The 19148-nt window shown below is 64.5% G+C and carries 20 protein-coding genes; 6 read left to right on the top strand and 14 right to left on the bottom strand.

What is annotated here, in order from left to right; genetic code table 11:
- Positions 1–2: 2 nt before the first annotated feature.
- Together rpoZ and folK are read right to left on the bottom strand one after the other, a co-directional pair.
- On the bottom strand, positions 3–365 hold the full coding sequence (gene rpoZ / locus CBW24_RS01880) for a DNA-directed RNA polymerase subunit omega (protein ID WP_088662523.1): 363 nt from the start codon (positions 363–365) through the stop codon (positions 3–5).
- Positions 366–430: 65 nt separating this feature from the next.
- A complete protein-coding gene (folK, locus tag CBW24_RS01875) occupies positions 431–1039 on the bottom strand; it encodes a 2-amino-4-hydroxy-6-hydroxymethyldihydropteridine diphosphokinase (RefSeq protein ID WP_097372495.1) in 609 nt (202 codons plus the stop codon).
- Positions 1040–1144: 105 nt separating this feature from the next.
- On the opposite strand from folK, the gene CBW24_RS01870 reads away from it, so the two are divergent.
- The gene (locus CBW24_RS01870) at positions 1145–1720 is read left to right on the top strand and encodes a LabA-like NYN domain-containing protein (RefSeq protein ID WP_088662525.1); all 576 of its coding nucleotides are present in this window, start codon (positions 1145–1147) and stop codon (positions 1718–1720) included.
- A gap of 117 nt (positions 1721–1837) precedes the next feature.
- Here the strand turns inward: CBW24_RS01870 and CBW24_RS18465 are convergent, their stop codons facing one another.
- The 4 genes from CBW24_RS18465 to CBW24_RS01850 all read right to left on the bottom strand — a co-directional run bounded on the left by CBW24_RS18465 (position 1838) and on the right by CBW24_RS01850 (position 4738).
- Complete coding sequence (locus CBW24_RS18465; RefSeq protein WP_088662526.1) at positions 1838–1975, bottom strand: hypothetical protein; 138 nt, start codon at positions 1973–1975, stop codon at positions 1838–1840.
- A gap of 180 nt (positions 1976–2155) precedes the next feature.
- Complete coding sequence (mutT, locus tag CBW24_RS01860) at positions 2156–2554, bottom strand: 8-oxo-dGTP diphosphatase MutT (protein WP_097372494.1); 399 nt, start codon at positions 2552–2554, stop codon at positions 2156–2158.
- Positions 2551–3801 (bottom strand): bifunctional glutamate N-acetyltransferase/amino-acid acetyltransferase ArgJ, encoded by a 1251-nt coding sequence (argJ, locus tag CBW24_RS01855; protein WP_097372493.1) that lies wholly within the window; start codon positions 3799–3801, stop codon positions 2551–2553. The genes mutT and argJ overlap by 4 nt, the downstream gene beginning before the upstream one ends.
- 22 nt (positions 3802–3823) lie before the next feature.
- A complete protein-coding gene (locus tag CBW24_RS01850) occupies positions 3824–4738 on the bottom strand; it encodes a peptidylprolyl isomerase (protein ID WP_088662529.1) in 915 nt (304 codons plus the stop codon).
- A gap of 190 nt (positions 4739–4928) precedes the next feature.
- Here CBW24_RS01850 and secA point away from each other — a divergent pair, with 190 nt between their 5' ends.
- Both secA and CBW24_RS01840 read left to right on the top strand, forming a co-directional pair.
- Positions 4929–7625 carry a preprotein translocase subunit SecA gene (gene secA / locus CBW24_RS01845; RefSeq protein ID WP_097372492.1) on the top strand — a complete coding sequence of 899 codons (2697 nt, stop codon included), beginning with the start codon at positions 4929–4931 and terminating at the stop codon, positions 7623–7625.
- A 175-nt stretch (positions 7626–7800) separates the two neighbouring features.
- On the top strand, positions 7801–8820 hold the full coding sequence (locus tag CBW24_RS01840; protein ID WP_097372491.1) for a hypothetical protein: 1020 nt from the start codon (positions 7801–7803) through the stop codon (positions 8818–8820).
- Positions 8821–8856: 36 nt separating this feature from the next.
- Here CBW24_RS01840 and CBW24_RS01835 read toward each other — a convergent pair whose 3' ends face one another.
- The 5 genes from CBW24_RS01835 to acpS all read right to left on the bottom strand — a co-directional run bounded on the left by CBW24_RS01835 (position 8857) and on the right by acpS (position 12102).
- Complete coding sequence (locus CBW24_RS01835) at positions 8857–9186, bottom strand: DUF1491 family protein (RefSeq protein WP_097374088.1); 330 nt, start codon at positions 9184–9186, stop codon at positions 8857–8859.
- 8 nt (positions 9187–9194) lie between these two features.
- Positions 9195–10118, bottom strand: coding sequence for a GTPase Era (era, locus tag CBW24_RS01830; protein WP_088662533.1), 924 nt, complete (start codon positions 10116–10118; stop codon positions 9195–9197).
- The gene (rnc, locus tag CBW24_RS01825) at positions 10115–10801 is read right to left on the bottom strand and encodes a ribonuclease III (protein WP_088662534.1); all 687 of its coding nucleotides are present in this window, start codon (positions 10799–10801) and stop codon (positions 10115–10117) included. The genes era and rnc overlap by 4 nt, the downstream gene beginning before the upstream one ends.
- Positions 10802–10831: 30 nt before the next feature.
- Positions 10832–11617 (bottom strand): signal peptidase I, encoded by a 786-nt coding sequence (gene lepB / locus CBW24_RS01820; RefSeq protein WP_088662535.1) that lies wholly within the window; start codon positions 11615–11617, stop codon positions 10832–10834.
- Positions 11618–11694: 77 nt separating this feature from the next.
- Complete coding sequence (gene acpS, locus CBW24_RS01815; protein WP_097372490.1) at positions 11695–12102, bottom strand: holo-ACP synthase; 408 nt, start codon at positions 12100–12102, stop codon at positions 11695–11697.
- A gap of 363 nt (positions 12103–12465) precedes the next feature.
- Between acpS and CBW24_RS01810 the strand changes: the two genes are divergently transcribed.
- Together CBW24_RS01810 and CBW24_RS01805 are read left to right on the top strand one after the other, a co-directional pair.
- The gene (locus CBW24_RS01810) at positions 12466–13389 is read left to right on the top strand and encodes a LysR substrate-binding domain-containing protein (RefSeq protein WP_097372489.1); all 924 of its coding nucleotides are present in this window, start codon (positions 12466–12468) and stop codon (positions 13387–13389) included.
- A 51-nt stretch (positions 13390–13440) separates the two neighbouring features.
- Complete coding sequence (locus CBW24_RS01805; RefSeq protein ID WP_097372488.1) at positions 13441–13971, top strand: hypothetical protein; 531 nt, start codon at positions 13441–13443, stop codon at positions 13969–13971.
- Between the two features lies 1 nt (position 13972).
- Here the strand turns inward: CBW24_RS01805 and CBW24_RS01800 are convergent, their stop codons facing one another.
- Positions 13973–15241: an MFS transporter gene (locus tag CBW24_RS01800; protein WP_097372487.1), complete on the bottom strand. Its 1269-nt coding sequence runs from the start codon at positions 15239–15241 to the stop codon at positions 13973–13975.
- Positions 15242–15347: 106 nt separating this feature from the next.
- Positions 15348–15965 (bottom strand): HD domain-containing protein, encoded by a 618-nt coding sequence (locus CBW24_RS01795; RefSeq protein ID WP_097374087.1) that lies wholly within the window; start codon positions 15963–15965, stop codon positions 15348–15350.
- 183 nt (positions 15966–16148) lie between these two features.
- Here CBW24_RS01795 and ahcY point away from each other — a divergent pair, with 183 nt between their 5' ends.
- The gene (gene ahcY, locus CBW24_RS01790; RefSeq protein WP_088662541.1) at positions 16149–17534 is read left to right on the top strand and encodes an adenosylhomocysteinase; all 1386 of its coding nucleotides are present in this window, start codon (positions 16149–16151) and stop codon (positions 17532–17534) included.
- A gap of 77 nt (positions 17535–17611) precedes the next feature.
- Here the strand turns inward: ahcY and CBW24_RS01785 are convergent, their stop codons facing one another.
- Entirely contained in the window at positions 17612–19147 is a 1536-nt protein-coding gene (locus CBW24_RS01785; RefSeq protein WP_088662542.1) for an alanine/glycine:cation symporter family protein, read from the bottom strand.
- Between the last annotated feature and the right edge of the window lies 1 nt (position 19148).

The following is a 19148-nucleotide window of genomic DNA, read 5'->3' as shown; positions in this document are numbered from 1 at the left end:
TCTTACTTGGGCTCCTGCGCTTCCATCAGGGCGCGCAGCAGTTTTTCCTCGGACATGTCGTCCTGCGCCGGTTTATCGGCGGATTCGGCACCGGCACCCATGAGCAGGGCCATCGAGTCCTCTTCGGGCTCGTCGACCTCGATCTGGGTCTGATGGCTCTCGATCATGCGCTCCCGCAGGGCGTCGGCCTGCTGGGTTTCCTCGGCAATCTCGCGCAGGGACACGACGGGGTTCTTGTCGTTGTCGCGATCCACGGTCAGTTGGCCACCGGAGGAAATTTCACGCGCCCGATGAGCGGCGAGCATCACCAGTTCGAACCGGTTCGGAACCTTGTCAACGCAGTCTTCAACCGTCACACGGGCCATTGGGTCACTCCAATACGGAAAATCGAACCACGACTACTAAGGGTCGAATCAGGGATTGACAAGGACTAGCCCTGATGATCCGCGGGGAAAAGCGGTGCAATTCCGGTCAAATGCTCGTGCGGGAGGGCATCCAGCATCGCCTGCGCGCTTGCCCCGGTCACCGGATGACGCCACTCCGGCGCGACATCCGCCAGCGGCACAAGCACAAATGCACGGTCCTGCACCCGCGGATGCGGCAGGATCAGCCGGTCGGGAGCCTGCACCCTTTGCTGTTCCAGCGGCAGATCACGCCACGCCTGCCAGCCTGCGCGATCGGGCCGCAATTCACCCTCATGGTCGATCAGGTCCAGATCGAGCGTGCGCGCGCCCCATCTGATCGTGCGATGCCGCCCGAACTCCGCCTCGATGCCGTGTAGCAGCGCCAAAAGCCCCTGTGCGTCATGGGCGGAGCGGACCTGCACAACCGCGTTCACGAAATTCTCGCCGATCCCCGGCGGAAACGCCGGTGTGCGGTAAAACCGGCTTTGGGCCACGATCTCCAGCCCCGCAGCGGTTAAAGCGGCCACGGCGCGGGTCACGGTTTCGAACGGCGAGCCGAAAGATGAGCTTGCATTGGACCCCAGCGCAATTAACGACAGGGAACCCGTTTGTGACTTTTCAGAGGGTTGCACCATCTTGTTCTGTCCCTATTTTCCCGCGAGCGCCGGTCATCATGACGGCAGTCGCCTCAACCACCCGCGAGGTTGTCGTCGCAGGCGCGTATATCGAAAGGATATTTGATGTTCTACAGAGACGAGCGGCTGGCGTTGTTCATAGACGGGTCGAATTTATATGCCGCGGCCAAGGCATTGGGGTTCGACATCGACTATAAACTGCTGCGGCAGGAGTTCATGCGCCGTGGCAAGCTGCTGCGCGCGTTCTACTACACGGCCCTGCTGGAGAACGATGAATATTCGCCGATCCGCCCGCTGGTCGACTGGCTGCACTACAACGGCTTCTCGATGGTGACGAAGCCTGCCAAGGAATACATCGACAGTCAGGGCCGCCGAAAGGTGAAGGGCAACATGGACATCGAACTGACGGTCGATGCGATGGAGCTTGCCCCCCATGTCGATCACGTCGTTCTGTTTTCGGGCGATGGCGATTTCCGCCCGCTGGTCGAAAGCCTGCAACGGTCGGGCGTGCGTGTGTCGGTCGTGTCCACCATCCGCTCGCAGCCGCCGATGATCGCGGACGAATTGCGGCGTCAGGCCGACAACTTCATCGAGTTGGATGAACTGAAAGAAGTGATCGGACGCCCGCCGCGTGATCCGCGCCCCGAGCCCGCAGGCGCCGACGAACTGTCCCGCGACTAGGCCCGGCGCGCCACGCGCCGCCCTACCCTCCCCCGAAACGAGAAAACGCCGGCAGATCCCCCTGCCGGCGTTTCGTGTCTCAGGCACCGACGGATCGGCGGATGAGCCAAATTCTAATCAGGCGACTTTCGTGCCGACTGCGGCACCTGCGTAATCGCGCTCCCCGACACGCACGACGATCTTGCCGTTGTCGAGTTGACGCACGAACGTTCCCTGAACGGAAACACAGGTCCCCACCGTGATAGTCCGAAGCATGTTCTGCCCTCCAGCTGCTGTCCTAACAGCATTCATATCGGGCGATTGTTGGTAAATCACGAACAAATATTAATCTCCGCGAGAAAATCAGGAGAAATTTTGTTCAAAAGGGTTCTTTTTTCGGAACCAGACGCCGCGGCGGGGCGTTCGGCCCAAACGTTTTCACTCAGGCGCGACCGCCTAGAGCCAATCCCGCAGCACCGGAATCAGCGGGATGTCGGCAGGCGGCATCGGATAATCGCGCAACTCTGCCGGACGCACCCACTTCAATGTTTGGCCTTCCTGCGACTGCGGCGTGCCCTGCCATTTGCGGCAGGCAAAGACCGGCATCATCAGATGGAAATCGTCGTAGCCGTGGCTGGCGAAGGTCAGCGGCGCAAGGCAGCTTTCCCAAGTGTCGATGCCCAGCTCTTCCTGCAACTCACGGATCAACGCCTGTTCCGGGGTCTCGCCCGGCTCGACCTTTCCACCGGGAAATTCCCACAGGCCCGCCATGGACTTGCCCTCCGGGCGCTGCGCAAGCAGCACCCGGCCATCGGCATCGATCAGCGCCACGGCTGAGACAAGGACCAGCTTCACGACCGGTAATCCGCATTGATCGCGATATATTGCGCGGTCAGATCGCAGGTCCACGCGGTAAACGCGCCCTCGCCCAGACCCAGATCGATGCCGACCCGCAGATCCTGCCCCTTCATGTAGGCAGCAGCGTCATCCTCGACATAATCGGGTGAGACCCAGCCCTTTTCAGCCACGAGGATATCGCCGAACCGGATCGACAGGCGGTCGCGGTCCGCCACCGCGCCGGACTTGCCCACGGCGGCCACGATACGGCCCCAGTTCGGATCCTCGCCAGCAAAGGCGGTCTTGACCAGCGGCGAATTGGCGACCGACATCGCGACGGCCTTGGCATCCGCGGCGCTTTGCGCGCCCGTCACCGCGATTTCGACGAACTTGGTCGCCCCCTCGCCGTCACGCACGACCTGTTGCGCCAGATCGGTCATCACCTGTTCCAGCCCGGCCTGAAACGCCTTGCCCTCGGCGCTGGCGGCATCGTGGATCTGCGGCACGCCTGCCGCCCCCGTCGCCGCCAGAATGAGCGAGTCGGAGGTCGACGTATCGCCATCGACGGTGATCGCGTTGAACGTCGTCTCGGTCAGTTGCGACAGCATCTGCTGCAAACAGGGCTGCGCAATATCGGCATCGGTAAAGATGTAGACCAGCATCGTCGCCATATCGGGCGCAATCATGCCGGAGCCTTTGGCGATGCCAGCAATCCGCACCGGGCCGCCGGGCAGATCGACCTGCACCTGCGATCCCTTGGCAAACGTGTCCGTGGTCATGATCGCCAGCGCGGCCTGTTCGATCCCTGTGGGCGACAGCGTGGCGGCAAGCGCGCCGATCGCGGCGGTGATCCGGTCCACGGGCAGCCGCTCCCCGATCACCCCGGTGGAGGCGGTATAGACCCGCGATTCCGGCACATCCACGGCACTGGCCACGGCGGCGCAGATCTCTGCCACGGCAGAGGCGCCGTTGGCCCCGGTAAAGGCATTGGCATTGCCGGAATTGACGAGGATCGCCGCCCCCGCACCGGGGGTCGCGGCCAATGCGAGCTTGGCCTCGCAGTCCAGCACCGGCGCCGCGCGGGTGGCGGAGCGGGTGAAAACCCCGGCGACCGAAGTGCCGGGCGCGAGCCGGACCAACATGACGTCGGTCCGGCCCTGATATCGGACCCCGGCCGCGATGGCGGAAAATTCCACCCCGCCGATCTCTGGAAGCCTTGGGAAGCTGGCGGGCGCCAGCGGCGAGACGGGCAGTTTGGAAGCCATCGTGATCAGGGCCTTTCGCGTATCACTCTTCGAGCAGGTCGTATTGGCTCAGGACGGACGGGTCGATACCCTCAATCGATTTTTCGATCTCGGTCTCTTCGACAATCGCCGCGACGCGGGCCTCGACAGCGGCACGCTGCAATTCACCCTCGATCTCCGCGCGGACTTCCTCCAGCGGCGGCGCGTCCTGCATCCGAGTCTCGTTGAGCTTCACGACATGCCAGCCAAACTGGGTCTGCACCGGCTCGGACACCGCGCCGGGCTCCAGCTCCATCACGGCCTGCTCGAACTCGGGCACCATCATGCCGGGGCTGAACCATCCCAGCGCGCCGCCATTGGGGCCGGACGGGCCGGTAGATTTTTCCTTGGCGAGTTCCGCGAAATCGGCGCCATCGTCCAGCTCCTGCTTGACGGCGGTGGCCTCTTCCTCGGTTTCGACAAGGATATGCGCAGCGTTGAATTCCTGCGTCGGCTCGGCATTGGCGAAGCGCTCGTCATAGGCGGCTTGCACGGCCTCGTCGGTGACGGCCTCCTGCGCGACGTCTTCCAGAACCGCACCGGCCAGGAAGCCGCTGTTTTGGTTATCCAGCGCCAGTTGCGCACGCTTGCTCAGATCACCGGTCATGGTCTGAGCCAGCGCGTTCTGCTGCACCAGCTGATCGAGCAGCCCGGCAAACAGCGCGTCATCGGGAAGTTGCTGATACTGCTGGGGCAAAGTGCCGCGCGCAACGATCAGGTGGCCGATGGTGATGTCGGTGCCGCCGACGGTCGCCACCACGGTATCGACAGTGACATCGCGCGCCGTTTCGGCGCTGCTGTCGGATGCCTCGGCCGTGTCCTGAGCCTCGGTCCCGGTCTGGGTGTCCTGCGCGTGAAGCGGCGCGGCCAAACCGACCGCGATTACACCGGCACACCAGATTTTCTTGGGGTCGAGCATGTATCTCTCCTTTCGGCCGCCGCGGGGGCGACGTTGACACTATGGGGGCGGGCGCTTACATCGCGATTGGTCCGCAATGCCGGGCCCGTCTTCATCCCCCGACTTTCTAGGGCCGCCGGGAGGGGCGGGCAAGGCAACTTCCGGACACAGGTGAGACACAACCGCGTCAGGCTAGGCAGTCGGAGAAAACATGCTTGGGATCGGATCGATCGCGAAAAAGGTCTTCGGCACGCCGAACGACCGCAAAGTAAAGGCAACCCTGCCCCTGGTCGCGAAGATCAACGCGCTGGAGCCCGAGTTCGAAAAACTCACGGACGAGGGGATCAAGGACAAGACGAAGGCGCTGGCAGAGCGGGCCCGCAATGGCGAAAGCCTTGACGACCTGCTGCCCGAGGCCTTTGCCAACTGCCGCGAAGGCGCGCGCCGGGCGCTTGGCCTGCGGGCCTTTGACGTGCAGCTTATGGGCGGGATCTTCCTGCATCAGGGCAATATCGCGGAGATGAAGACCGGGGAAGGCAAGACGCTCGTCGCCACCTTCCCCGCCTATCTCAACGCGCTGTCGGGCAAGGGCGTGCATATCGTCACGGTCAACGACTACCTCGCCCGCCGTGATGCGGAATGGATGTCGAAGGTCTATACCGCGCTTGGCCTGACCACCGGCGTCGTTTACCCCCAGCAGCCCGATGGCGAGAAGCGCGAGGCCTATCAGGCCGACGTGACCTATGCCACGAACAACGAGCTTGGGTTCGACTACCTGCGTGACAACATGAAGTCCGACCTAAAGGAAATGGCCCAGCGGCCGCACAACTTCGCGATCGTGGATGAGGTCGACTCGATCCTGATCGACGAGGCCCGCACCCCGCTGATCATTTCGGGGCCCAGCACGGACCGTTCGGAACTTTACAAATCTGTCGATCAGATCGTGCCGAACCTCGACGACACGCATTACGTTCTGGACGAAAAACAGCGCAACGTGACCTTCACCGACGAAGGCAACGAAGCGATGGAGAAGCTGCTGCACGACGCCGGTATCCTGCCGGAAGCGCAGTCGCTCTATGATCCGGAAAGCACATCCATCGTCCATCACGCCACGCAGGCGTTGAAGGCGCATAAGATGTTCACGCGCGACAAGGACTACATCGTCCGCGACGGCGAAGTGTTGCTGATCGATGAATTCACGGGCCGGATGATGGTCGGGCGTCGGTTGTCCGACGGTCTGCATCAGGCGATCGAGGCGAAAGAGGGGCTTGAGATCAAGCCCGAGAACGTGACCCTCGCCTCTGTCACCTTCCAGAATTATTTCCGCCTGTATGACAAGCTCGCAGGGATGACCGGCACCGGCACCACCGAGGCCGAGGAGTTTGCCGAAATCTATGGCCTCGGCGTGGTCGAAGTGCCGACCAATCGCGGCATCGCCCGTGTGGATGAACACGACGCGGTCTATCGCACGGCCAAGGAAAAATTCGACGCCATCGTCGAGGAGATCAAGGTCGCCCATGCAAAGGGCCAGCCCGCGCTTGTCGGCACCACCTCGATCGAGAAATCCGAATTCCTGTCGCAGCTTCTGCAGGCCGAAGGCGTCCCCCATAACGTCCTGAACGCCCGCCAGCACGAACAGGAAGCGCAGATCATTGCCGACGCGGGCAAGCTGGGCGCTGTGACCATCGCCACCAACATGGCCGGGCGCGGCACGGATATTCAGCTTGGCGGCAACGTCGAGATGAAGGTTCTGGACGCGCTCGCCGCCGATCCCGATGCGGACCCCGAAGAGGTGCGCAAACGGATGGAGGCCGAGGTCGCCGACGAAAAGCAGCGCGTGTTGGAGGCAGGCGGCCTGTTCGTTCTGGCCACCGAGCGTCACGAAAGCCGCCGCATCGATAACCAGCTTCGCGGTCGGTCGGGCCGTCAGGGCGACCCCGGTCGTTCGGCGTTCTTCCTGTCGCTGGAAGACGACCTGATGCGGATCTTCGGCTCCGAGCGGCTGGATAAGGTTCTGTCCTCGCTCGGCATGAAGGACGGCGAAGCGATCGTGCACCCGTGGGTGAACAAATCGCTGGAGAAGGCGCAGGCCAAGGTCGAAGGCCGCAACTTCGACATCCGCAAGCATCTGCTGAAGTTCGACGATGTGATGAACGACCAGCGGAAGGTCATCTTCGGCCAGCGCCGGGAGATCATGGAAAGCAAGGACTTGTCCGAGATCGTCCGCGACATGCGCCATCAGGTGATCGACGATCTGGTCGATGATTGCATGCCCGCCAAATCCTACGCCGACCAGTGGGAAATGGAGCGTCTGCAGGCCGAAGTGCAGGAACATCTGGGCCTGACCCTTCCGATCACCGAATGGGGTGAGGAAGACGGTGTTGACGACGAAACCGTGCGCGAGCGGCTGGAAGCCGAAAGCGACAGGTTCATGGCCGAGAAGGCCGAAGCGTTCGGCGACGAAACCATGCGCACCATCGAAAAGCAGGTGCTGCTCCAGACCATCGACCAGAAATGGCGCGAGCATCTGCTGACGCTGGAGCATCTGCGCTCGGTCGTGGGCTTCCGCGGCTATGCGCAGCGCGATCCGCTGAACGAATACAAAAACGAGTCGTTCCAGTTGTTCGAAGGTCTGCTTGACGGGCTCCGCGCCGAAGTCACGCAGAAGCTGTCCCGCATTCGCCCGATCTCCCCCGAGGAGCAGGCCAAGATGATGCAGCAGCTTGTCGCGCAGCGGCAGGAACTGGACCGTCAGGCCGAAGGCGGCCCGGAGGCGGGCGGCCCCGCTCCGCTGGTCGAGGGTTTTGACGAAACCGCCCCCGAAACATGGGGCGATCCGCGCCGCAATGATCCCTGCCCCTGCGGCTCCGGCGAGAAGTTCAAGAACTGCCACGGGCGCATGGTCTGATCCGCGCCCCGTTTGCTAGACACACCAAGCCCCGCCCTCACCGGCGGGGCTTTTTCGTGGCGATCCCGGCGCTGAAGGCGGCATTGAGGAGAGATTTAGGCACAACTTTCCATAACTTGGACAGGATTGCCGGTTACCTCGGTAAGCAGGTGCAATGCGAGCGGAGTGACACGGCATGGAGCGCAAACGGATCAAACGCGGATTGATCGCCGGCGGGCTGTTCGCCGCTGTGGTTTTCGCCGTGCAACTGGCTCAGAACACATGGTTCAGCGGTCAGGCCGCGGCGACCCCCGCTGCCGAAACGGCTCAACCCGCAGTCGTGGCCACCGCTGCACTGGCCCCCGCCGACGCCCCCGAGGCACAGGCCGATCTGCCCCGCATTTCAAGCTTTACCGCGCAGCGCCTGCCTGCAGACCCGGTGCCATCGCTGTTGCCGTTGCCTGAAACCGACCTGCCCGTTCGGCTTGCCTCCGCGGCACCGACGCCCGACGCGGTCGCGCAATTGGCCGACCGGGAAATCGGCCCTCATAGCCCTGCCTGCGAAACCGATGCGCTGGCCGCGGCCGCACCGCAGGGTCGCGTCGCAGTGACTGTTCTGGCGGGCTGCCGCGTCAATGCCGGCGTGTCGATCACCCAAGGCCCGCTGAATTTCAGCGCCCGCACGGATGGCGACGGCTGGCTCAGCCTTGAGATGCCCGCGCTGTCCACCCACACCGTCACCCGCATCCGGTTCGACGATGGCACGACGCTGGAGGCCCGCGCCGAGGTGCCGGACGCGGCGGACTATGTGCACACGACGCTGCACTGGATCGGCGCACAGGATCTGGCGCTGCACGCCTATGAAAACGGCGCGGCGTTTGACGCGCCGGGCCATTTGCACGCGGGCGTCGTGCAGGGCGTGGGCCGGTTCGAGACGCTGGGGGATACCAGCCTCCCCGGTGCGCGCATGGTCGAAATCTACACCGCGCCGCGCAGCCCAGACGCCCCGCTTGCGGTGACGATCAGCGTCGAGGCCGAAGTGACCTATGCCAATTGCGGACGCGAGGCATGGGCGGAGCTTGCGACCGACAGCGCCGCGACCCCGACAGAGCCTCTCGACCTGCGGCTGCGGCTGCCCGACTGCGATGCGGTGGGTGATTTCGTGGTCATGGACGATATGCTCGACAACATGCAGGTCGCCATCGCCGCGCAGTAAGCAGGGCACCGGACGGCGGCGAACCCTCGCGCCGCGTCAATCGGCCAGACCGGGCTCGTCCAGCAGATGACGCCCGGCGCGGTCCTCCACCTCGATCAGCCACAGGTCGCGATCATAGCCCCGTTGCCGCGTCAGCGCGGCTTCGACCTCCGCATCGTCGCCTTGGGCCAGCACGTCCCAAGGGCGGGAGCCATCCATCGCCATGATCCGCTGATAGGCGGCGGCCTGACCGTCAAGCGTGTTGACCTTGATCAACACCGCGCCCGCCTGCTCATCCCCCTTGGCCACGACAAAGGCCGGGATATCCGCTAGCCGCAGTCGCGCCAGATAAGCCCGCACCCAGAACCCGGCGGCCAGACGCGGCACGGCGCTCATCAGGTGTTGCCGTCTTTGAAATCGAGGCCCATCTCGGAATAGCGTTCGGCCTCTTCCAGCCAGTTCGGGCGCACTTTCACCTGTAGGAACAGGTGGATCTTTCGGCCCGTGAATTCTTCCAGATCGGTGCGCGCGGCCTGTCCCACGGCCTTCACCGTTTCGCCCTTGTTGCCCAGCACGATGCCCTTATGGCCATCACGGGCGACATAGATGATCTGGTCGATCCGGGCGGAGCCATCCTTGCGCTCCTCCCATGCTTCGGTCTCCACCGTCAGCTGATAGGGTAGTTCCTGATGCAGGCGCAGGGTCAGCTTCTCGCGGGTGATCTCGGCGGCGATCATGCGCATCGGCAGATCGGCGATCTGATCTTCGGGATAGAGCCACGGGCTCTCCGGCAGGGTTTCGGCCAGCCAGCCGCGCAGGTCATCGACGCCATAGCCCTTCTCGGCGGAAATCATGTAGGTGCCGGCGAAATCGTAAAGCGCGTTCATGTCCGAACTGAGCTTCAACAGCACCTCGGCGCGCACGCGGTCGATCTTGTTGATCGCCAGCGCGACAGGCTGGCCGGTGGCCCGCTCTTTCAGCGCCTCGACGATGGCGCGCACCCCATCGGTGATGCCGCGATGCGCCTCGATCAGCAGGACGACCACATCGGCATCGGCGGCCCCGCCCCATGCGGCGGCGACCATCGCCCGATCCAGACGGCGACGGGGGCGGAAGACCCCGGGCGTGTCCACGAACACGATCTGGCTTGCGCCTTCGATGGCGACGCCGCGAATACGGGCGCGGGTGGTCTGTACCTTATGCGTGACGATCGACACCTTGGCGCCAACCATCCGGTTCAACAGGGTGGATTTGCCCGCATTGGGCTCACCGATCAGCGCGACGAAACCGGCGCGGGTCTGGGTCTGTTCTTCGCTCATGTGCTGCTCTCCAGCCGGGCAAGCAGGTCGGCGGCAGCTGCCTGCTCGGCCTGGCGTTTCGAATTCGCGGACGCGCTTGCCTCGGCCCCGTTGTCGAGGCGGGCGGAAATGGTAAAGACCGGCGCGTGGTCGGGACCGCTGCGCCCGGTTTCGACATAGCGGGGCGGGGCCATTCCGCGCCCCTGCGCCCATTCCTGCAACGCGGTCTTGGCGTCGCGGGCGCGGGCCTCGGCGGTGTCGATGCGCTCGCCCCAGAGACGCAGAATGATCTCCCGCGCGATATCCAGCCCGGCATCGAGATAAAGCGCGGCAATCACCGCCTCCATCGCATCGCCCAGCAGCGCCTGCTTGCGCCGACCGCCGGTCATCATCTCGGACCGGCCTAGTCGCAGCACGGCACCCAGATCAATGTCGCGCGCCACGTCAGCGCAGGTTTCCTTGCGCACCAGCACATTGTAGCGCGGCGCCAGCTGCCCCTCATCGGCGTAGCGGTCAGCGGTATAAAGCGCCTCCGCCATCACGAGGTTCAGCACCCGGTCGCCCAGAAACTCCATCCGCTGGTTCGAGGGCCGCGTTTCGGTTGCGATCGACGGATGCGTCAAAGCGCGCGACAGCAACTCGGGCCGGGTAAACCGGTGTCCGAGCCGGGATTCAAATGCCCTGACCTCTGCGGAAACCTTCATCTCCGCCCCATTATGCCAAAGATGCACGCATCATTCGACCTTTTCAAAGAAGCGGTCGAGCCGCCAGGTCCAGATGTAGAACAGCGACTTGCCCGCCGAGGAGAAGATCACCCGGTCCGCCCGGCCAATCAGGTTCTCATAGGGCACGAACCCGACACCGCGGGCCATCTGACTGACACGACTGTCGGTGGAATTGTCGCGGTTGTCGCCCATGAAGAAGTAATGCCCCTCGGGCACCGTGTAGACATTGGTGTTATCGGTCGGGCCGTTGCCCACGTTCAGCACGGTGTAGCTGCGGCCTTCGGCGTTGGTCTCGCGGTAGGCTTCCTTCTCGCAGGTGCCGCCCTGCCCGACCGGCGCGTTGGCGCATTTCGGGAACAATTGCTGCGGTCCCTGCGGGGCCATGTCTTCGTCGAAGGTGCCGATCGGCTCCTGCGGGAATTCCTCGTCATTCACGAACACGACGCCATTGCGGATCTGCACCTTGTCGCCGGGCAGGCCGATCAGGCGCTTGATGAAATCCTGTCCGTTGACCGGATGGCGGAACACCACCACATCGCCGCGCTCGGGCTCATCGCCGAACAACCGCCCGTCGATGGGACACAGGCCGAAGGGGCAGGAATATTGCGAATAGCCATAGGCCATCTTGTTGACGAACAGGAAATCGCCGATCAACAGCGTTTCCTTCATCGACCCGGATGGGATCCAGAACGGCTGGAAGAACAGCGTGCGGAAGATACCCGCGATCAGCAACGCATAGACGACCGTTTTGATCGTTTCGCCAATGCCTTCGCTTTTCTTGCTGCTTTTAGCCATCTGTTCCTGCCCGACACCAGAATGAATATGCGCGCTTCATGGGTGCAGGCCCACGCACTGTCAAGGCAGGGGAAGGATCAGCGCGCCGCGACGGGGCGTGCCTCGATCAGCACAAACGCCTGTGCCCAAGGGTGATCGTCGGTCAGGGTGACATGGATCACCGGCTCGTGACCCGCCGGGGTCATCATGGCAAGCCGCTCCGCCGCCCATCCGCTCAGCTCCATCGTCGGCTGCCCGGTGTCCAGATTGCGGACCGCCATGTCCTTCCATGCGATGCCCATGCGCAGACCAGTGCCCAGCGCCTTGGAACAGGCCTCCTTCGCGGCCCAGCGCTTGGCATAGGTGCCCGCCACATCGGCGCGGCGCTCGGCCTTGGCCTGCTCCGTCTCGGTAAAGACGCGGTCGCGGAACCGGTCGCCGAACCTCTCCAGCGTCGCTGCGATCCGCTCGATATTGGCAAGGTCGGTGCCGATGCCAAGGATCATGCGCCCGGTGCCTTTGCGGGGCGCGGGGTCAGCAGCAGGCAGAAACGGGGCGAGCGGCGCATGGGCAGGTCTCCGGCGATGGGGTGATGCCCTGTGTCGCACCGCTCCCCTCCGGCATCAAGACCGGCGCGTCTGCCTGATCCGGTGCCTGATCGGATGGCGCAGGCCACGGGATCGGCATATCCGCCAGCGCGCGGGCCCCCAACCCCGCCAGTTCGGGATGATCGAGCACACCGCGCAGCCGCTGGTGACGGCCACGATGGCGGAGGAAAAGGGCGATGCGTTTGAACATGATCTGAATATAGCCCCGCCCAGAATGGCTAAGAATTGCAGAACTGGCGGTTCAGGGTTTAGATGAACTGAATGGATGATCTTGACCGCCTGTCCCTGAAATCCCTGCGCACGGTGGAAACCGTGGCCCGGCTCGGCACGCTGGGCCGGGCCGCGCAGGCGCTTGGCGTCTCGACGGGGGCGGTCAGCCAGCAGATCGCCCGGATCGAGGACACAATGGGCCGCCCGCTTTTTGACCGCACCCCGCGCGGCATGTTGCCCCGCGCCGAGGCCGCCGACCTCTTCGACGCGCTGGAGGGCGGATTCGCCCGCATCGGCGCCGCGCTGGCCCGGCTGCAACGTCAGCGCCAAGATGTCGTGACGATCTCGGTCGCGCCGATCTTTGCCGCGCGCTGGCTGGTCTGGCGGCTGCCTGATTTCCATGCGCGCCACCCCGGCATCAAGGTGCGCATCGAATCCGAGAGCAGGCTGGCCGATCCCCGGCGCGAAGATCTCGATTTCTGCCTGCGCATCGGCAGGGGTCCGTGGCCGGGGCTGGAGGTGGAGCCTCTCTTCGATCAGCGCGTCGTTCCGGTCTGCGCGCCGACCCTCGCGGCGCGCCTCACCCAGCCCGCCGATCTGGCGCAGGTGCCGATCATCCGCGAGCCGGGCGCGATGTTCGATTGGTCCACATGGCTCGATGCCGAAGGCATGGACCCCGCGCAGTTGGGCGATGGCCCGGATTTTCCCGATGCGTCCATGTGCCTCGATGCGGCCATCGCCGGGCTGGGCGTTTTCCTCGCCTTCGAGATCCTCGTCACCGATCAATTGCGGTTCGGCCGCTTGGCCACGCCATTCCCGCGCTACCGAACCACGGGGCATCGCTATGTTCTGGTGCGCGCGCCGGATCGCAGCCTCCCCCCGCCCGCGCGCCACTTCCGGGCATGGCTGAAGGCCGCACTGATTGCCGAAGGATTGGGCGACGGGCCGCCAATGTCCCCCGCGCAGGGAACCTGAACCGGGCCGAACACGCTGTCTTGGTGACCCAACCCCTCGGAGGATCCCATCATGACTGCCGCCCGCATCACCTGCGCCGCAGTGGCTGGCCTGACGTCATTGCTCATCCTGCCCGGTGCCGCCACTGCGCTGAGCTGCCTGCAGCCCGATCCGGTGCAGCACTACGTTCAGGCGCGCGACTCGTCGGAACGCTACATGGCCGTGCTGGGGCGTTTTACGGTGCCCGGCCAGCTCGCGCAGCCAAGCCCGGCCCCCGTGCCGCCGCCCGACGCCGCACAGCCACGGGACGGGGTCGCCATCACCGACGGCGTCCGGTTTCAGGGGCGCGCGCTCGATCAGGACGGGTTTGACCAGACGGTGGATCGCCCGGTTTCCGTCGCGCTGAGCTGTCTGGGCCAATTCTGCGCCACCAGCCTGCCCGAAGGCGAAGTGCTGGCCTATCTAAAGCAAACCACCACGGTCCCCCGCGCCGAAGTCGACCCTTGCGGCGGCTGGTTCTACGAAAACCCGACACCCGCGCAGATCGACGCGGTGCTGGCCTGTCACACAGGCGGCAAATGTGTAACGGGCGCGGCGCGCTGAGCTAGGACGCTTGGTCCGCGATGAACAGTCCGCGGCGCTTTTCGTCTAGAACAGCCAGCGCAAAGACAACCATCCCGGCCAGCGCCATCGCCACCCCGACCCAGCCCGCGACCGTGAACGGATAGCCTGCGGCGATGAAAATCGACGCGACCCACGGGCCCGCTGCATTGGCGACGTTGAACGCGGCGTGGTTCATGGCCGCCGCCATCGTCTGCGCCTCGCCCGCCACATCCATCAGCCGCGCCTGCACCGGCGTCGACAGACAGCCGGTCATCCCGACCAAAGTCACGAATACCGCCAGCAGCGCCGGGCTTTCCGCCACCAACCCAAAGCTGCCATACAGCACCACCGCAAACACCATGATCCCGAAAATGGTCGGCGTCTGCGCCCGGTCAGCGGCCCACCCGGCCAGCATGGTGCCGATGGTCATGCCCACTCCGAACAGCAGGAAATACCACGGCACCATACCCGGTGCGACACGGGTGATCGTCAGCAGGGTCGAGGCGACATAGGTATAGATCGCGAAAAACCCGCCAAAGGCGACAGCCCCCGTCAGCAGCGCCAGCAAAACCTGCCGGTTGCCCAGAGCCGCCAATTCGCGCAGCGGGCTCGCCGTGGAGCGGGGGCCGGTGCCGCGCTGCGCGAACACCCAGATCGCCGCCACGGTGACAAAGGCCAGCGCCGCCGACAGGACGAACCCCGCGCGCCAGCCGATGCCCTGCCCCAGCACCACGTTCAACGGCACCCCGACGATGGTGGCGATGGTCAGGCCGATCATGATCCGGGCCACGGCCGTTGTGCGCCGGTTGCGCGGCACCAGCGACGCGGCCATCAGCGACGCCACCCCGAAATAGGCGCCATGCGGCAGCCCCGCCGCGAACCGCGCGATCAGCATCAGCTCATAGGTCGGAGTCACGGCGGAAATCAGGTTCGCAATGCCGTAAAGCGACATCAACGCGACCAGCAGCATGCGCCGGTCCACCCGCGCCGCAAGCACGGCGATGAGCGGTGCGCCCACCACCACGCCCAGCGCATAGGCGCTGATGACATGGGCGGCGGTCGCCTCGGAAATGCCCAGCCCGACGGAGAAATAGGGCACAAGGCTCATTGCCGAAAACTCGGTCGTGCCGATGGTAAAGCCACCAAGCGCCAGCGCCAGAATCACGATGCCCGCCCGTGCCGGAGCCTTGGTCGGGGCGGCGGCAGCGTCAGGGGGCACGGATGCGGGGGACGCAGGCCGGATCGGCGCGGCGGGAGCGGGTTCACTCATGACGGTCTCCTGAGACGACGTATCTGCGTGGCACTCCCTGCCGCGCAAGCTATAGGGCCGCACGCCGGATGCAATGCGGTAGTGAGCCGAACGCGCATATCGCGCTTCAGCCGTCGATCAAGTCCAGCAGGGCGGCGTGCCGGTCGGTAAAGGCCTGCCGCACATCGCGGGGGGAGCGCAGATCCATACCGAGCCCTTCGGTCAGCTCCGGCGCGGGGCGGCCAAAAAACCGTGTGGCCTCGGCCTCCGCGAACCCTGCAAGCTGCGTCGCCTCCAGCCACGCCGAGATATTGTCGGCCCGCTTGATGCGCCGCTTCACCGCGACCGGCAGCACCCCCGGCAAGCCAAAGCGCAGATGGATCGCCGCGCTCAGCCGGTCGTCCAGCGCCTTGTAATCCGGGCCGACGGCGGCCTTTACCGGCGAAATCATGTCGCCGATCACATATTCGGGCGCGTCATGCAGCAACGCGGCCAGCCGCCAGCGCGGATCGCCCGTCGGCGCAATCCTGCCGTAGATCTCCTCCACAAGCAGCGAATGTTCGGCCACCGAATAAGGCCAGTCGCCCCGCGTCTGCCCATTCCACCGCGCGACAAAGGCCAGCCCGTGGGCGATGTCCTCGATCTCGATATCCAGCGGCGTCGGGTCCAGCAGGTCCAGCCTGCGCCCCGACAACATACGTTGCCAAGCGCGGGGCGCTTTCGCGCGGGAGGTGGGTTTGGGCATGGCGGCTCCGATCCGGCTGGGCGCGGGGGCGAATTCGGGCATTGCCTAGTTTCTCTCCCACGGGGTGTAAATCCCGTCCGTCACCGGGACCCGCCGGCCCGGTCCCGCCCGCAGGTTGTGAGCCTCCGGGCCCACTGCTATGTGAAGCGCGACACATTCATCATCTGAACGGCCGGAGGCCTCATGACCGATTATATCGTCAAGGACATCTCCCTTGCCGCCTATGGCCGCAAGGAACTCGACATCGCCGAAACCGAAATGCCGGGCCTGATGGCGCTGCGCGAGGAATATGGCGCGGAGCAGCCGCTGAAAGGCGCGCGCATCGTCGGCTCGCTGCACATGACGATCCAGACCGCCGTGCTGATCGAGACGCTGACCGCACTTGGCGCCGATGTCCGCTGGGCATCGTGCAACATCTTCTCGACGCAGGACCATGCCGCTGCGGCGATTGCCGAATCCGGTGTGCCGGTGTTCGCGATCAAGGGGCAGAGCCTTGCGGAGCATTGGGATTACCTCGACCGGTCGTTCCAGTTTCCCGAAGGGGCCAACCTGATCCTCGACGATGGCGGCGATGCGACGCTCTATGTCCTGCTGGGCGCGCGGGCCGAAGCGGGCGAGGATATCCTGCCCGTCCCCTCCTCCGAGGAGGAAGAGGTCATCAAGGCGCAGATCCAGAAGCGCATGGCCGAGACCCCGGGCTGGTTCACCCGCACCCGCGACGCGATCAAGGGCGTGTCGGAGGAAACCACCACCGGCGTGCATCGTCTGTATGACCTGCACAAGAAGGGTCAGCTGCCCTTCCCCGCGATCAACGTGAACGACAGCGTGACCAAGTCGAAATTCGACAACAAGTATGGCTGCAAGGAAAGCCTCGTCGACGGCATCCGCCGCGCCACCGACACGATGATGGCCGGCAAGGTCGCCGTCGTGTGCGGCTATGGCGACGTGGGCAAGGGCTGCGCCGCCTCGCTCAGCGGCGCCGGGGCCCGCGTGAAGGTGACCGAGGTCGATCCGATCTGTGCGCTTCAGGCGGCGATGGACGGCTACGAGGTCATCACGCTGGAAGACGTGGTGGACAGCGCCGACATCTTCATCACCACCACCGGCAACAAGGACGTGATCCGCATCGAGCATATGCGCGCGATGAAGGACATGGCGATCGTCGGCAACATCGGCCATTTCGACAATGAAATTCAGGTGGCAAGCCTGCGCAATCACAAGTGGACCAACATCAAGGATCAGGTGGACATGATCGAGATGCCCTCGGGCGCGCGGATCATTCTGCTCTCCGAAGGCCGTCTGCTGAACCTCGGCAACGCCACCGGGCATCCATCCTTTGTGATGTCGGCCTCCTTCACCAATCAGGTGCTGGCGCAGATCGAGCTGTGGCTGCGCGCGGACGAATACTCCAATGCCGTGCACATCCTGCCCAAGCATCTGGACGAGAAGGTCGCGCGCCTGCATCTGGGCCGGATCGGCGTCAAGCTGACCGAGCTGAAGCCCGAGCAGGCCGAGTATATCGGCGTCACCGTCGAAGGCCCCTACAAGCCCGAGCATTACCGCTACTGATCCCGCCCGCCGGGCATCAGCGCGCATGAAAAAGGCCCCCGCCAATGCGGGGGCCTTTGTCGTTTCACACGATGCGCTTACTTGAAGCGGCGGATTTCGCCGGATTTCAGCCGCGCGATGTAGCTGGCCAGTTCGCGCTTCACGATCGGCATCAGCAGGTAAAGCGCGATCACGTTGATCACCGCCATCGAGAACAGCATCGCATCGGAGAAGTCGATGACCGGCCCCAGATTTGCCGCAGCGCCGACGATGATGAACAGGCAGAACAGCACCTTGAACACCACCTCCTTGGCCGCGCCTTCGCCGAACAGGTAGGTCCATGCCTTCAGCCCGTAATAGCTCCACGAGATCATCGTGGAGAAGGCGAAAAGCACCACCGCGATCGCCAGCAGGATCGGGAACCACGAGAACGCCTGCGCATAGGCCGCCGAGGTCAGCGCCACGCCCGAGACTTCACCCGCGGTGGAGATCCGGCCCGCTTCCGCGTTCCAGACATAAAGCCCGGTTTCGGGATCGACGTTGAGCACCCCGGTGATGACGATCACCAGCGCGGTCATGGTGCAGATCACCACCGTATCGATGAACGGCTCCAGCAGGGCCACATAGCCCTCGGTCACCGGCTCCTTGGTGCGCACCGCCGAGTGGGCGATGGCCGCCGAGCCGATCCCCGCCTCGTTGGAAAAGGCCGCCCGGCGGAAGCCTTGGATCAACGCGCCGGTAAAGCCGCCCACGACGCCCAGACCGGTAAACGCGCCCATGAAGATCTGGCCAAACGCCCAGCCGATCATGTCCCAGTTCATCAGCAGGATGATGACCGACACGATGACGTAGAACACCCCCATGAAGGGCACGACCTTCTCCGTCACCTGCGCGATGGATTTGATCCCGCCCACGATCACCGCAAAGGTGATGACCGCCAGAACCACGCCCGTGATCCAGCCGGGATAATCGCCCAGAACGCCCGACACCTGCGCATGCGCCTGGTTGGCCTGGAACATGTTGCCGCCGCCCAGCGCGCCCAGAATGGTAAAGATGCAAAACAGCACCGCCAGAACCCGTCCACCGGGCAGGCCGCGCTCCTTAAAGCCTTTGACCATGTAATACATCGGGCCGCCGGAGACGTGTCCGTCGGGGTATTCGTTGCGGTATTTGACGCCCAGCGTGCATTCGGTGAACTTTGTCGCCATGCCGAACAGGCCCGCGACCACCATCCAGAAGGTGGCCCCCGGCCCGCCGATACCCACGGCCACCGCGACGCCTGCGATATTGCCCAGCCCCACGGTGCCCGACAGCGCCGTTGCCAGCGCTTGGAAATGGCTGACCTCGCCCGCATCGTTGGGGTCGGAATAATTGCCCTTCACCAGCGAAATGGAATGCGCAAACCCGCGCAGCTGGATGGCCCCGAAATAGACGGTAAAGACCAGCGCGGCGACGACGAGCCAAAGCGCGATCCACGAGAAGTTCGTGCCCGGCAGATCCGCAAAGATCAGCCCGACATACCAACCGGTATAATCCGCGAAGATCCGGTTGATGGTTTCATCTATGCCCTGGGCCATCGCGGCCACCGGACCAAGCCCTGCAAGCAGGGCGATACATGCAATAAATCGGTTCATG

The organism is Pacificitalea manganoxidans (genome assembly GCF_002504165.1).
Taxonomy (GTDB): domain Bacteria; phylum Pseudomonadota; class Alphaproteobacteria; order Rhodobacterales; family Rhodobacteraceae; genus Pacificitalea; species Pacificitalea manganoxidans.
Note: the sequence above shows the minus strand (reverse complement) of the source record. Positions and strands in the feature narration are given on the sequence as shown.